The sequence below is a fragment of the Xanthomonas pisi DSM 18956 genome (genome assembly GCF_001010415.1).
Taxonomy (GTDB): domain Bacteria; phylum Pseudomonadota; class Gammaproteobacteria; order Xanthomonadales; family Xanthomonadaceae; genus Xanthomonas; species Xanthomonas pisi.
Map to the genome: position 1 here is coordinate 37,459 of NZ_JPLE01000054.1, position 12,235 is coordinate 49,693.

Annotated in this window: 13 protein-coding genes; 4 read left to right on the top strand and 9 right to left on the bottom strand. The window is 65.4% G+C overall.

What is annotated here, in order from left to right:
- Positions 1-4 precede the first annotated feature (4 nt).
- On the bottom strand, positions 5-919 hold the full coding sequence (locus Y887_RS13060) for an arginyltransferase (RefSeq protein ID WP_046964745.1): 915 nt from the start codon (positions 917-919) through the stop codon (positions 5-7).
- Between the two features lie 39 nt (positions 920-958).
- On the opposite strand from Y887_RS13060, the gene Y887_RS13065 reads away from it, so the two are divergent.
- Positions 959-1,549 carry an EF-hand domain-containing protein gene (locus tag Y887_RS13065; protein WP_046964746.1) on the top strand — a complete coding sequence of 197 codons (591 nt, stop codon included), beginning with the start codon at positions 959-961 and terminating at the stop codon, positions 1,547-1,549.
- Positions 1,550-1,862: 313 nt separating this feature from the next.
- On the opposite strand, the gene Y887_RS21445 is transcribed toward Y887_RS13065, so the two are convergent.
- From Y887_RS21445 to uvrA, 7 genes are all read right to left on the bottom strand, one after another.
- Positions 1,863-1,991, bottom strand: coding sequence for a hypothetical protein (locus tag Y887_RS21445; protein ID WP_281256844.1), 129 nt, complete (start codon positions 1,989-1,991; stop codon positions 1,863-1,865).
- A 44-nt stretch (positions 1,992-2,035) separates the two neighbouring features.
- The gene (locus Y887_RS13070; protein ID WP_046964747.1) at positions 2,036-3,229 is read right to left on the bottom strand and encodes an RNA polymerase sigma factor; all 1,194 of its coding nucleotides are present in this window, start codon (positions 3,227-3,229) and stop codon (positions 2,036-2,038) included.
- A gap of 357 nt (positions 3,230-3,586) precedes the next feature.
- Complete coding sequence (locus Y887_RS13075; RefSeq protein WP_046964748.1) at positions 3,587-4,090, bottom strand: putative signal transducing protein; 504 nt, start codon at positions 4,088-4,090, stop codon at positions 3,587-3,589.
- Between the two features lie 230 nt (positions 4,091-4,320).
- Entirely contained in the window at positions 4,321-5,226 is a 906-nt protein-coding gene (gene tesB / locus Y887_RS13080) for an acyl-CoA thioesterase II (protein ID WP_046964749.1), read from the bottom strand.
- 71 nt (positions 5,227-5,297) lie between these two features.
- Positions 5,298-6,068 carry an enoyl-CoA hydratase/isomerase family protein gene (locus Y887_RS13085; protein WP_046964750.1) on the bottom strand — a complete coding sequence of 257 codons (771 nt, stop codon included), beginning with the start codon at positions 6,066-6,068 and terminating at the stop codon, positions 5,298-5,300.
- A gap of 228 nt (positions 6,069-6,296) precedes the next feature.
- Complete coding sequence (locus Y887_RS13090; protein WP_017156574.1) at positions 6,297-6,701, bottom strand: acyl-CoA thioesterase; 405 nt, start codon at positions 6,699-6,701, stop codon at positions 6,297-6,299.
- Positions 6,701-9,667, bottom strand: a complete 2,967-nt coding sequence (gene uvrA / locus Y887_RS13095; protein ID WP_046964751.1) for an excinuclease ABC subunit UvrA — start codon at positions 9,665-9,667, stop codon at positions 6,701-6,703. The genes Y887_RS13090 and uvrA overlap by 1 nt, the downstream gene beginning before the upstream one ends.
- A 292-nt stretch (positions 9,668-9,959) precedes the next feature.
- Between uvrA and rplU the strand changes: the two genes are divergently transcribed.
- The 3 genes from rplU to obgE all read left to right on the top strand — a co-directional run bounded on the left by rplU (position 9,960) and on the right by obgE (position 11,835).
- Positions 9,960-10,280 carry a 50S ribosomal protein L21 gene (rplU, locus tag Y887_RS13100; RefSeq protein WP_005989959.1) on the top strand — a complete coding sequence of 107 codons (321 nt, stop codon included), beginning with the start codon at positions 9,960-9,962 and terminating at the stop codon, positions 10,278-10,280.
- Between the two features lie 12 nt (positions 10,281-10,292).
- Positions 10,293-10,553: a 50S ribosomal protein L27 gene (rpmA, locus tag Y887_RS13105; RefSeq protein ID WP_003484326.1), complete on the top strand. Its 261-nt coding sequence runs from the start codon at positions 10,293-10,295 to the stop codon at positions 10,551-10,553.
- A gap of 232 nt (positions 10,554-10,785) precedes the next feature.
- Positions 10,786-11,835 carry a GTPase ObgE gene (gene obgE / locus Y887_RS13110; protein ID WP_046964752.1) on the top strand — a complete coding sequence of 350 codons (1,050 nt, stop codon included), beginning with the start codon at positions 10,786-10,788 and terminating at the stop codon, positions 11,833-11,835.
- Between the two features lie 91 nt (positions 11,836-11,926).
- Here the strand turns inward: obgE and rpsT are convergent, their stop codons facing one another.
- Positions 11,927-12,196 (bottom strand): 30S ribosomal protein S20, encoded by a 270-nt coding sequence (gene rpsT, locus Y887_RS13115; RefSeq protein WP_002807888.1) that lies wholly within the window; start codon positions 12,194-12,196, stop codon positions 11,927-11,929.
- Positions 12,197-12,235 lie beyond the last annotated feature (39 nt).

Genomic DNA, 12,235 nt, shown 5'->3' on the forward strand with positions numbered 1-12,235 from the left:
CGATTCACGGTGCCGATGCGGCTGGCGGCAGCCCGCGCCACTGACGGCCGTCGTAGGCCTCCAGTGCGTTGAAGCGGCGCTTGTAGTTCATCTTGGCGTGCCCGTCGATCCAGTAGCCCAGATACACATGCGCGCGTCGCTCGCGCTGCGCCCATTGAATCTGCTGCAGGATCGCGAAGGTGCCCAGGCTGCGCGCGGCCGCCTCCGGCGCGTAGAACGTGTACACCGCCGACAGCGCATGCTCGGTCACATCGGTGACCGCAACGGCGAGCAGTCGCCCCGGGGCATGCGCTACGGCCGGTTCGCGGATTTCCAGAAACCGCCCATGCGACCAGCCGCCGATCAGGAACTGATCGAATTCGGTGCCGCCATGCTCGTCCATGCCGCCACCGGGGTGGCGGGAGGTGAGGTAATGGCGGTATAGGGCCAGTTGCTCGTCGGTGCGCTCGGCCGCGACCACGCGCACGACCAGATCCTGGTTGCGCGCAAGGCAGCGGCGTTGACTGCGATCGGGCCGAAACGCATCCACCGCAATGCGCACCGGCACGCAGGCGCGGCAGCGCTCGCAATGCGGCCGGTACACCAGATCGCCGGAGCGACGAAATCCCCATGCCAATGCCTGCGGATAGATCGTGCCAAGGCGCGGGTCATGTGGGTCCAGCACCAGATCGCGCGCACGACGCTCGGGCCAGTAGCCGCAGGCGTGCTCGCCGGTCTGGAACAGGCGCAGGTCGTCGTGGGTGTCGGCGTGAATGGCCATGCGCGCAGGATAGCGCCTGTACGTCGCAACAGCGGCGACTGTCCGCTGGATGAATACGCCAGGTGAGCGCGTCAACGCGTGCGCCGATGGCCCGTTGATGTGGGTGTTGGTGGCAGCGCACGGCGTGTCCGGATGCGCCACCCACGCGATGCGGCCCATGCAGGTGCCGCGTGTGGTTCCCACAATCAGGAGTTTCTCATGACGTCTCGCAAACCCTTCCTCGCCCTGGCCGTGCTGGCTGCGCTGTCCGCCGGCGCCGTGTTCGCTGCCACTCCGCCTGTTGCCGGCGATGCGCCGCGTCCTGGCAAGCTCGACAGCAATAACGATGGCGTCATCGATCGCAGCGAAGCGGCTGCCGACCCCAGGCTGGCCGCGCAGTTCGACACGCTGGACACCAACAAGGACGGCAAGCTCTCGCGCGATGAGCGCCCCAGTCATCGCGGCCCGGGTCGCGAGGGACGTGGCGACTGGATGGCCAAATTCGACACCAACAAGGACGGCCGTATCAGCCGCGAGGAAGCCAAGGCCGACCCGAAGTTTGCCGCGCGCTTCGATCAGATGGATCTCAACAAGGACGGCTTCGTCGATCGCGCCGACCGTGAGCTGCGCATGCAGCAGCATCGCGATGCGTGGTTTGCCAAGGCCGACACCGACAAGGACGGAAAGCTGAGCAAGGCCGAGTTCGATGCCGCATCGAAGATGCGCGGCGAGCACGGTCGCTGGGGGCAGGGCGAGCATGGCGAGCACGGCAAGCGTGCGATGCCGGCCAAGCCTGCTGCGGCCAACTGAGTGTGTCGTGCAGCTGTTTGAGTAATGCCGTGGTCGGATGACACCGTCGTCATGGCGGTGGCCCATCCGCAACAGGTAACAAGGCGCCGATCGACAGACGGCCTCCCGCGCAGGCAGGAGGCCGTTTTTTGTACGTGCGTTGTCGGGTCGGCCAAGCCCGTTGATTGCTTACTGCCTCTGGATACGGCAACCACATCATCGGCTGACGCAATGGCGCAGCGCGAAGAGCCGTTGGCCGCCCGGGGGCGTATCCTCGATCGCGCCTTCCGCGGCAATAGCGGGGGCAGCTTGCGCCCCTGCCGGCCCAGCGACATCACCCGATGACCGAGATCGCATCAACAATCGAGACAAGGACCACGTAGAGCGCTGTTCTCACGCGCAAGTGGAAGACCTCGCGCATGTTGGTGACAAACACGTTGCGCGCATTCCGACGATCTTCCATGTGCGCGCCAGTGGCATGCAGATCGATACGTGTGTTGGAGGGCCTCATAGCATCCCCAGCTTGATGTAGTGGCGCAGGATCGGCAGCACCACCGCGGCGTTGCTGACGATCACTGCGGTTGGGCTGAACATGCAGCGGTAGAGCAGCGGTGCCCGCTTGGCTCCGCGCCGACGTGCATCGCGCTCCAGCATCGGGCGCATCACCCGCGGCAGCACCATGAGGGACTGATAGTTGATGACCAGCAGGCCTGCGCTCAGCACCAGCAGCGATGCCAAAGCGCTGACTCCAACCCATTTCAGCATCAGCGTGGCGCTGCAGACCAGAACGGAGATCAGTGTGATGGCGTGGGTAAAACGTCGCACGGCTGTCGCCTCGCTGGGCGATTGCGCAAAGCGCAGCAGATAGGTGCCTGACCAGTAGGTGGCCAGCGCAGCAACCAGCACGCTGCCAGCAGCAAATAGCGCCGGCATGCCGAACCAGACGCTCAACGCACCGGCCGCGCCGCCACTGCCAAGGGAAGAGCCTGTCAAACCGCCCACGCCCAGCTTGCCCGCGCCACCGATGCCGCCAAATACGATGGCCGCGCTGGCGGTGCCGGGCGCCGCCAGCATCGTCGCCGAGGTCACTGCCGTGGCAAAGGCGACGCTGGGGGCAGTGCTGCGTGCGAATTCGCCGAACCTGCGCAGCAATTGGTCGCGCACGCTGGCGCGCGCACGCGACAGGCGTTTGCGAACCGCCGTATCGCTGAGGCCCAGCAGTGAGGCGACCTGTTGCGAGCTCTGGCCTTCGCGGTAATACAGCAGCAGGGTCTCGCGGCTTTCTTCGGGCAACGCGGAAATAATGTCGAGCGCGGCGATCTCTTCTTCCACCTGCAGCAGGCGGTCGGCGGGCGAGGGCGCAGGATCGGCGGCCATGGCGATCGCCAGATCGGCCGCCTCGCCACTGAGGGCATGGTGGCGGTTGGCGCGTAGCCAGTCGCGTGCCAGATTGCGGGTGATCTGGCGCAGCCAAGGCAGGAAGCTGGCGGGCTGATGCAGTTGCGCCAGCCGCTGCCAGGCGCGCAGAAACGCTTCCTGGGCGATGTCCTCGCTGGCGGCGATATCGCGGGTGATCGCCAGCGCGATGGCAGTGACCGTGTTCTGGCAGGCACCGACAATGCGGCCATATGCCTGCTGGCAGCCGGCCGCGGCACTGGGCAGTTCGCGTTGCAACATCAGATCCAGCGTGTCGGCATGCATCGGCACAATCCCCGTCCTGTTCCCAGCATGACGCATGGACACGGCGGATGTGACCGATACGATTCCATGGTGGGTGGGTGCGGACCGAGAGATGCCAACGAACGACCATACGAGGGCGTGGTCGAGCCTGGTCTCGCAGCGAACGAGGCCGGCCCAGCTCCTCAACGGATGAGGCCACGGTCCGCAGCGAACGCGCCGCTGGTGTCGCCAAGCTGGCCGGCCGGTAGCGGATGCAGCGGCGCGACACCACTTATTCCGGTGACCGTGAGGGCGCAGGGCACAAGGATGCAGGTCTGCGTGCGCTGCGTCAGCGACCACCCTGCCAGCCCGTGCCATGCCAGCGCAGCGCGGCGGCGCTCAGCGCGCCGGCTGGATCCGCACCCGCACTTCTTCGTCGTCCGCCGACGGTGTCGCTTCCGGGGGCGGGTGTGATGCGGGCTGCGTTGCCGGCGCGATCGGTGCGGGAGTGCTGCGATGGCGCATCACCACCACCATGGCCACCGCGCCAATCACCAGCAACAGCATCAGACGGATGCGCCATGCCCAGCTGCGCGCGGTGGTGCTGGAGCCGTTTTCGCCTTCGCGGAAGGTGTATTCCACGTTCGGCAGGTCGCGGCGGGTGGTATCGAGCAGGCGCGCGTCGCGCAGCAGGTCGCGCGCACGCGGCTGGTCGTCGGCGTGCACGATCCACACGGTGGGATAGGCCTGCGCGTTGCCTTGCTCCAGGTAGCTGAACTGGCCGGTGCGCTTGCTCTCATATGAGCGGCCATTGCTCATGCGCACGTCGATGCCGGCGTTGCGCAACAGATTGGCCACGCCCTCGGCGGTTTCGATACGTTGACTGCTGAAGATCTTGCGCATGCTGGTGGAAATCGCCGTTGGGTCCGGAACAGATGGCGCCAGTGCCGCGCCGGTTCAAGATGAAGGAAGGATGCCGCTGATCGCTGTCGCTACGTGGCCGCACGCGCGCCGGCGAACAAGTCCGCGCGTGGTCGTGCCAACGCGCATGCTGGGTGGTGCACCGGCAGCGCGCCCAGCCCCTGCGCTGTCGATGGATGAGTCCGCGCCACAAGCGCGCCACGCATCTGCGCCTAGCCCCTGGCCGGCACGGCAATCGCGCTGCCCTCGGGCACCACGCGGATCAGGCCTTCCTGCGTGGTGCTGGCGACCAGTACCCCGGCGCGGGTGAAGAACTGCCCGCGTGCCAGGCCGCGCGCGCCCTGCGCGGTGGGGCTGTCCAGCGAATACAGCAGCCAGTCGTCGGTGCGGAAGGGACGGTGGAACCACAGCGCATGGTCGAGCGAGGCCATCTGCACATTGGGCGTGTAGTAACTGATGCCGTGCGGAAAGGTCGAGGTGCCCAGCAACTGGAAATCCGAAGCGTAGGCCAGCAGCACCTGGTGCAGGCCGACATCGTCGCCGATCGGGTCGTTCAGGCGCAGCCACATCTGCTGGAACGGTGGGCGCTTGGGTGGCTTGAGTTCGTCGCGCGGAAACACATGGCGAAATTCGAACGGGCCGCCGCGTGAGAGCCAGCGCTGCACCTTTGCCGGCAGCTTCGCCAGCACTTCCGGCGCCAGCGGCGCGGCCGGTTCGATGTCTTCCGGCGGCGGCACCACCGGCATCACCGACTGATGCTCGGCACCGTCTTCGTGTTCCTGGAACGAGGCCGCACAGAAAAAGATCACCTTGCCGTGCTGGATCGCGGTGACCCGCCGTACCGAGAAACTGCCGCCATCGCGGGTGCGGTCGACGTCGTAGACGATCGGGTGGTCGATATTGCCGGCACGCAGGAAATAGGCATGCAGCGAATGCGCCTGACGGCCATTTTCCACCGTGGCCTGCGCGGCCGACAGCGCCTGGCCCAGCACCTGTCCGCCGAAGACGTACTTGGTGCCGATGTCGCGGCTCTGGCCGCGAAACAGATTGTCTTCCAGGCGCTCCAGCGACAGCAGGCTGATCAGTTCGGAGACGACGGGTTCGGCGGTGGCGGACAAGAGGCTGGCCTGGGCGTGCGACGGACCACGATTATAGCGGGCCGCCTGCCCGCCACCGGGCGGGGGCAGGCTCAGGCCTTTTGCAGGCGTGCGACCAGGCCGCGCAGCGCGGCCTGGGCATCGGGCGCGTACCAGCCATCGACAAAGCGCTCCAGCTGGATCAGCTCCGGCGCCAGGGCAGCGCGCAGATCCGCCCTGGCCACCGCGCGCGTGGCCAGCATCGGCTGCCGTGGCAGTTGCTGCAGCTCCTGCAGCCACGCCACCGCGCGTGCGGTGACCAGCTCGCCGTCGACCAGCTCATCCACCATGCCGATCTGGGCGGCCTGTTCGGCCGGCAGCAATTGCCCGGACATCAGCAGGCGTTCGGCGCGATGCGCACCGACCACGCGGCGCAGCAGCCGCTGGATGCCTTCCGGCGCCGCCAACCCCACCTGCACTTCATTCAGGCCGATCGTGTACGGCCGCGCGGTATCGGCGCTGCGCGCCATCACCCGGTAATCGCAGCACAGCGCCAGCACGCAACCGCCGGCCGGCGCATGGCCGCCGATCGCCGCCACCACCGGCACCGGGCAATTGGCCAGCGCCTGCGCTGCCTCGAAGAAGGCCGTCCAGCTGGCCAGCAGCGCAGCGCGGTCGGTGCCATGCGACAGCAGGTGTGGCACATCCATGCCACCGGAAAAAATACGTTCGCTACCCGACAGCACCACGCCGTCGACATCGCTTCCTAGCTGCTGCACGGCGGACGTCAGTGCCTGGCAGAGTGCGGTATCCAGCGCATTGACCGGCGGGCGCGCCAGGCGGAGTTCGCGAAGACGGCCGTGGTCGAGGATTTGGATGCTCATGCGGGGCTCCTGAAAGTCGGGCCATGATAGACGGCCGTCGCTGCATGCGGTGCGTACATGCAAGCGCGGTGCTGGTCCGGTGGTGCGTTTTGGCGCGCAGCCACAGTGCAGCATCAAGCGCACATGCGGGCCAGCGGTTTCAGCATGGGCGGGAAACGCGCACATAAAAACGGCGGCTCCATCGAGAAGCCGCCGTGTGTCATTCAACCGCGTCTGCGCTGAGCGCGATCAGCTGCTCGCTGCGCGCACCGCATCCGGCAGCGCCGCGCTCTTGCCGGTCTGCGTATCGATCCACACCACCACCACGTTGCCGTCGGAGTACAGCTTGCTGTCGTCCTTCTGGTCGAAGATGCGGTGGCCGATGGTCACGCTGCTGGTGCCCAGGCGTTCGACGAACAACTCGACGGTGATGTCATTCGGCCAGATCAACGGCTGCTTGTAGTTGACGTTGGTGGCAGCGACCACCGGCGCGATACGGTCGGTCATCGCCACGCCTTGCACGCCCAACATCCAGCGCACGCGCGCTTCTTCCAGATACGAAATGTATTTGGCGTTGTTGACGTGGCCCATGCTGTCCATATCGCGCCAGCGCACGCTGATCGGGATGCGTGCCAGGATCTTGTGTTCGCTCATCAGCTTGCCTTCTTCTTTGCAGTCTTCTTGGTGGCGGACTTGGCGACCTTGGTCACCTTCTCCGGTTTGACCTTGCGCGGCGGGCGCGCATCCGGCTTGTTGGCCATCGCGGCCGGGCGGGTCTCGCGTGCCTTGACCGACGGCAGCATCTTGGCCAGGAACTGCCCGGTGTAGGACGCCTCGTGTGCGGCCACATCTTCCGGTGTGCCGGACACCAGGATGGTGCCGCCACGATGGCCGCCCTCCGGGCCCAGGTCCACGATCCAGTCGGCGGTCTTGATCACGTCCAGATTGTGTTCGATCACCACCACCGTGTTGCCCTCGTCGCGCAGCTTGTGCAGCACGCCGAGCAGCGCTTCGATGTCGTGGAAGTGCAGGCCGGTGGTCGGCTCGTCCAGGATGTACAGGGTGCGTCCGGTATCGCGACGCGACAGTTCCTTGGACAGCTTGACGCGCTGTGCCTCACCGCCTGACAAGGTGGTCGCGCTCTGCCCCAGCTTGATGTAGCTCAGGCCGACATCGACCAGCGTTTCCAGCTTGCGCGCGATCGACGGCACCGGCTCGAACAGGCGCAGCGCATCTTCGACGGTCATCTGCAGCACGTCGCTGATGTTGAAGCCCTTGTAACGGATCTCCAGCGTCTCGCGGTTATAGCGTTTGCCATGGCAGACATCGCAGGGCACATAGACGTCGGGCAGGAAGTGCATCTCCACCTTGATCATGCCGTCGCCCTGGCAGGCCTCGCAGCGGCCGCCGCGCACGTTGAAGCTGAAACGCCCAGGCGAATAGCCGCGCGCGCGCGACTCGGGCACCTGCGCGAACAGTTCGCGCAGCGGAGTGAACATGCCGGTATACGTTGCCGGGTTCGAGCGCGGCGTGCGTCCGATCGGCGACTGGTCGATATCGACCACCTTGTCGAACAGATCGAGATTTTCGATCTCCCGATGCGCCGCCACCGGATGCGAGGCGCCGTTGATCTCGTTGGCTGCCAGCGAAAACAGCGTGTCGTTGATCAAGGTCGACTTGCCCGAACCGGACACGCCGGTGATGCAGGTCAGCAGGCCGGCCGGAATCTGCAGGTCGACGTTCTTGAGGTTGTTGCCGGTGGCCCCGCGCAGATGCAGCATCATCTTCGGGTTGGGCTTGTGGCGCTGCTTGGGAATCTCGATGCGGCGCTTGCCGGACAGGTACTGCCCGGTCAGTGAACGTGGCGAGTCCAGGATGTCCTGCAGCGTGCCTTGCGCGCAGATCTCGCCGCCGTGCACGCCAGCGCCGGGGCCGATGTCCAGCACATGGTCGGCCAGACGGATGGCGTCTTCGTCATGTTCGACCACGATCACCGTATTGCCGAGGTCGCGCAATCGCGTCAGCGTGCCCAGCAGGCGTTCGTTGTCGCGCTGATGCAGGCCGATCGACGGCTCATCCAGCACGTACATCACCCCGACCAGGCCGGCGCCGATCTGGCTGGCCAGGCGGATACGCTGCGCTTCGCCGCCGGACAAGGTGTCGGCCTTGCGCTCCAGCGTGAGGTAATCCAGGCCCACATCGACCAAAAAGCCCAGGCGCTCGGCGATTTCCTTGACGATCTTGCTGGCGATCTCGCCGCGCCAACCCGGCAGCGACAATCCGCGGAAGAAATTGAGCGCTTCGTTGACCGGCAACACCACCAGCTCCGGCAGCGGACGATCGGCCACGAACACGTTGCGCGCAGCACGATTCAGCCGCGTGCCATTGCAGGCCGGGCAGGGCTGCTGGCTGACGTATTTGGTCAGCTCTTCGCGCACGGCCGGCGATTCGGTCTCGCGGTAACGGCGTTCCAGATTCGGCAGGATGCCTTCGAAGCGATGCTTGCGCGTGGTGCGCCCGCCCGCATCGGTGAAGTAGGTGAAACTGATCACCTCATCGCCGCTGCCGAACAGCACCGCCTGGCGCACCTTGGCCGGCAAGCTGTTCCATACCGCATCCACATCGAACTTGTAGTGCTTGGCCAGCGAGGCGATCAGCTGGAAGTAGTAGGCATTGCGTCGATCCCAGCCGCGCACCGCACCGGCCGACAGCGACAGTTCCGGATGCACCACCACCCGGTCCGGATCGAAGAATTCGGCCACGCCCAGGCCATCGCAACTGGGGCAGGCGCCCACCGGTGCGTTGAACGAAAACAGGCGCGGTTCCAGCTCCGGCAGCGAGTAATCGCAGACCGGGCAGCTGTACTTGGACGAGAACAGGTGCGGGGCTGCGGCCGGGTCGTCCAGCGACTGCACCGCGACCATGCCTTCGCCGAGCTTGAGCGCAGTCTCGAAACTTTCCGCCAGTCGTTGCTTGATGTCTTCGCGCGGACGGAAGCGGTCGATCACCGCTTCGATGGTGTGTTTCTGGCGCAGTGCCAGTGCCGGCACCGCGTCGATCTCGTACAGCTCGCCGTCCACGCGCACGCGCACGAAGCCCTGCGCACGCAGCTGCTCGAACACCTGCGCATGTTCGCCCTTGCGGTCACGGATCACCGGCGCCAGCAACATGTAACGCTGTTCCTGATCCTGGGTGAGCATGTGGTCGACCATCTGGCTGACGGTCTGCGCTTCCAGCGGGAAGCCGTGATCCGGGCAGCGCGGCTGGCCCACACGTGCATAGAGCAGGCGCAGGTAGTCGTAGATCTCGGTGATCGTGCCCACGGTGGAGCGCGGGTTGTGCGAGGTGGATTTCTGTTCGATCGAAATCGCCGGGGACAGGCCTTCGATATGGTCCAGGTCCGGCTTTTCCATCACGCTGAGGAACTGGCGCGCATACGCCGACAGCGACTCGACGTAGCGGCGCTGGCCCTCCGCATAAATGGTGTCGAACGCCAACGACGACTTGCCCGAGCCGGACAGGCCGGTGATCACGATCAGTTTGTCGCGAGGCAGGTCGAGGTCGATGTTCTTGAGGTTGTGCGTCCGCGCGCCGCGGATGCGGATGAAATCCATCGCCATGGGGGATCCGATGTCGGGCCGGCGAACCGGCAGTGGTGCGAGCGTGCTCAGCAGGAATGAGTGGCAGTCGATCAGCCTACCCGCCGACCTAGGTGAGGGCAATTGCCCCAAATGCCAGTCTGCCGGGGCGGTTGTGGCGGCCGGATGATGCGTTCCACCCGTCCGATTCGGGTGCGCGGCCGCGAACCTGCTTGCGGGTTGACCCGAAACCCGCTAGGCCAGTACAATCCCGCTCCTGTCTGCCCCATGGGCAAGTCAGGCGACCATAATAACTACAGAGGAACACCTGGTCATGTACGCAGTTCTGGTAACCGGCGGTAAGCAATACCGCGTCGCGCAGGGCGAAACGCTCCGCGTGGAAAAGCTCGAAGTCGAAGCCGGCAACGAGATAAAGTTCGACACCATCCTGATGCTGGGCGATAGCGATGGCATCAAGCTGGGCGATGCGCTGAAGGGCGCCTCGGTCACCGCCAAGGTCGTGGCCCATGGCCGCGCCGACAAGGTGCGCATCATCAAGTTCCGTCGCCGCAAGCACCACATGAAGCGTCAGGGACACCGTCAGTACTACACCGAAATCGAGATCACCGGCATCGCCGGTGGCGACAAGAAGTAAGGAGAACCAGTCATGGCACATAAAAAGGGCGTAGGTTCCTCGCGCAACGGTCGCGATTCCAACCCGAAGTACCTCGGCGTGAAGATCTTCGGTGGTCAGGCCATCGACGCCGGCAACATCATCGTGCGTCAGCGCGGCACCCAGTTCCATCCGGGCGCCGGCGTCGGCCTGGGTCGCGACCATACGCTGTTTGCGCTGGTCGACGGCAAGGTGGAGTTCTCCACCAAGGGTCCGAAGAAGCGTCGTACCGTCAGCGTGGTTGCCGAGGCGTAATCGCCCGCTCCATGCAGGCCAGTCCGTCAGGCATCGCTGCCTGGCGGACGAGACGGAAAGCCCCGCTTTTGCGGGGTTTTTCGTTTGACGGCCGGGAGTGGGGATTCGGGATTGGGGATTCGCAACAGCGGATTTCGAGAGTCCCGGTGCCGTTGCTTCCTGCTGTTTCCGTGGCCGCCAAGCGGCGTCCTGCGGTGGTGTTACCAATCCCAAATTACGAATCCCAAATCTCATGAAGTTAGTCGACGAAGCAGAAATCCTGGTGACCGCCGGTAATGGCGGCAATGGCTGTGTCGGCTTTCGCCGCGAGAAGTTCATTCCGCTCGGCGGTCCCGACGGTGGCGATGGCGGTGCCGGCGGTAGCGTCTGGATCGTGGCCGACGAGAACGTCAACACCCTGGTCGACTTCCGCCATGAGCGCACCTTCAAGGCGCAGCGCGGCGAGAACGGCATGGGTCGCCAGGCCTATGGCAAGGGGGGCGAAGACCGCGTCATCGTGGTGCCGGTCGGCACCGTGGTCATCAACGTGCAGACCGATGAAGTGATCGGCGACCTGACCCAGCACGGCGATCGCCTGCTGGTTGCCAAAGGCGGCAAGGGTGGCCTGGGCAACATGCATTTCAAGAGCTCGGTCAATCGCGCGCCGCGCCAGTCCACCACCGGCGAGGAGGGCGAGGAGCGTCTGCTCAAGCTCGAGCTCAAGCTGCTGGCCGACGTCGGCCTGCTGGGTTTCCCCAACGCCGGCAAGAGCACGCTGATCCGCGCGGTGTCCTCGGCGACGCCGAAGGTGGCCGACTACCCGTTCACCACGCTGTATCCAAATCTGGGTGTGGTCAGTGTCGAGGCCTACCGCAGCTTTGTGATCGCGGACGTGCCGGGGCTGATCGAGGGCGCCGCCGATGGTGCCGGCCTGGGCACGCAGTTCCTGCGCCATCTGCAGCGCACCCGTCTGCTGCTGCATCTGGTGGATATTTCGCCGATGGACGGGGGCGTGGACGCCTCGCCGGTGGATCAGGTGCGCACCATTGAGCGCGAGCTGGAACGTCACGATGCCGAACTGCTGAAGAAGCCGCGCTGGCTGGTCCTCAACAAGGCCGACCTGATGTTCGAGGACGAAGCGCGCGCCGCCGCCGAAACCATCGTGGCCGAGCTGGGCTGGACCGCGCCGTGGTACCTGGTGTCAGCGCTGGGCCGCGATGGCACCTTCCCGATCATGAAGGACGTCATGGCGTTCTTCGACCGCCAGCGCGAGGACGAGCTCGAGGCGCGCAATGCGGGCTGAGTGCACGCACAGGCACACAAAAAACCCGGCTGAGGCCGGGTTTTTCTGTGCTACCGGAAGCCAGGCTTCCGGTAACGGCGCAGCTGATCGCTTACGCGGCCTTGATGGCCTTGATGCGAGCGGTCAGGCGGCTCTTGTGACGCGCAGCCTTGTTCTTGTGAATCAGGCCACGGGCGCTGAAACGGTCGAGGATGGGCTGAGCAACGGCGAAAGCAGCTTCGGCGCCTGCAGCATCGTTGGCGTCAAGGGCCTTGATCACCTTCTTGACGGCGGTGCGCAGCATCGAGCGCTGTCCGGTGTTGCGCTCATTGCGCACAACGGTCTGCTTGGCGCGCTTCTTGGCGGACTTGATATTGGCCACGGTGGTGGTTTCCTGAAGAATCGGTGTAGTGGAAAAAGC

Bases quoted from the DNA above. Each gene is read 5' to 3' on its own strand.
- Y887_RS13060 (WP_046964745.1), bottom strand. From the start codon at position 919: ATGGGCCGCATCGCGTGGGTGGCGCATCCGGACACGCCGTGCGCTGCC.
- Y887_RS13065 (WP_046964746.1), top strand. From the start codon at position 959: ATGACGTCTCGCAAACCCTTCCTCGCCCTGGCCGTGCTGGCTGCGCTG.
- Y887_RS21445 (WP_281256844.1), bottom strand. From the start codon at position 1,991: ATGGAAGATCGTCGGAATGCGCGCAACGTGTTTGTCACCAACATGCGC.
- Y887_RS13070 (WP_046964747.1), bottom strand. From the start codon at position 3,229: ATGCATGCCGACACGCTGGATCTGATGTTGCAACGCGAACTGCCCAGT.
- Y887_RS13075 (WP_046964748.1), bottom strand. From the start codon at position 4,090: ATGCGCAAGATCTTCAGCAGTCAACGTATCGAAACCGCCGAGGGCGTG.
- Y887_RS13085 (WP_046964750.1), bottom strand. From the start codon at position 6,068: ATGAGCATCCAAATCCTCGACCACGGCCGTCTTCGCGAACTCCGCCTG.
- Y887_RS13090 (WP_017156574.1), bottom strand. From the start codon at position 6,701: ATGAGCGAACACAAGATCCTGGCACGCATCCCGATCAGCGTGCGCTGG.
- uvrA (WP_046964751.1), bottom strand. From the start codon at position 9,667: ATGGCGATGGATTTCATCCGCATCCGCGGCGCGCGGACGCACAACCTC.
- rplU (WP_005989959.1), top strand. From the start codon at position 9,960: ATGTACGCAGTTCTGGTAACCGGCGGTAAGCAATACCGCGTCGCGCAG.
- rpmA (WP_003484326.1), top strand. From the start codon at position 10,293: ATGGCACATAAAAAGGGCGTAGGTTCCTCGCGCAACGGTCGCGATTCC.
- obgE (WP_046964752.1), top strand. From the start codon at position 10,786: ATGAAGTTAGTCGACGAAGCAGAAATCCTGGTGACCGCCGGTAATGGC.